At 54.8% G+C, this 981-nt stretch carries 1 protein-coding gene; it reads right to left on the bottom strand.

Translation table 11 applies throughout. The features are described 5' to 3' along the window. A partial coding sequence (locus IEX04_RS18610; RefSeq protein ID WP_188687526.1) for an IS1249 family transposase occupies positions 1-981 on the bottom strand: 981 nt, incomplete at both ends.

Raw genomic sequence — 981 nt, 5'->3', positions numbered from 1 at the left:
TCTACCACCGCTTTGGGAACCGGTTTCCTGGACCAATGTTTCGGCTCGACGAAGCTCCACGGGTCTTTGGGATTCTCAGCTCGTTGATACAAATGCCAGCCCACTAAGGCCATCGCATGCTTCGGTTTCAAGCCTCTATGCAGCCTTAAATGATCCTTGATGCCGGCGTTGATGCCACCTTCTAACGGGCTGGTGGTGCGTGGAAGCTTTTCGTTTTTCGTCGCCATGCTCAAGTAGGTGAACAACTGCTTTTTCTTCAGTAGCCCATAGATCAATGAATCGGCCTGACGTAGCCTCAGGTGCGTGTACCACCATGTCTGATTTGCGCTCACGTGCGAGGGCCTCAGACCAGTGTTTGCTGTGGCGTAAGTGCGGGCTTTGAGCGTCTGCTCGTGCATGGCCCGCCACGCTAAGAACTGTTCTTCCCACTTTTGTGCTTGCGTCAGGTCAGTGATGTCTTTGAGCGCTTTGATCAGGGTAAGTAATTGTTGACCTGGGATGGTGCGTGGATTGCGGGTGAGGTGCTTATGGATGTTCTGGCGAATATGGAAGTGGCAGCGTTGAATTTTTGTCTCTGGCCACAATGATCTGATCACCGGCTCTAGTGAGCCGTGCCCATCAACCACGACGAGGTCTGGTGCGGGGATCCGTTGGAGCATGAGCGTCCAGGAAGCGTACTTTTCGCGGTCGCAGAACTGCCAGTCGGTGATGTGTTCTCCGTTGTAGGCGGTGAGGGCGCAGAAGCCGTTGAAGTAGGTTCCGTCGAGCATCAGGTAGCGGTGTTTTTCGCCCGTAGCTTCGAGTCTGGGACGTAGATTCCAGCACCAGTTGGTGTTGCGGAAGAACGTGGAGCGGGCGGTGCCGGTTTCCTTGACTGATAGTTTTCCGGTGGCCCATTGGTGGAAGGACTCGAACTGGGCTTTGGCGGTGATGTCTGGGCAGGATATTGTGCTGGACGCGCCGCAGTTTTTGCATCGCCAT

It is taken from the genome of Glutamicibacter ardleyensis (genome assembly GCF_014644555.1).
Lineage (GTDB): Bacteria > Actinomycetota > Actinomycetes > Actinomycetales > Micrococcaceae > Glutamicibacter > Glutamicibacter bergerei.
The sequence above is the reverse complement of the archived record's forward strand: the minus strand, read 5'-3'. Positions and strand labels throughout refer to the sequence as shown.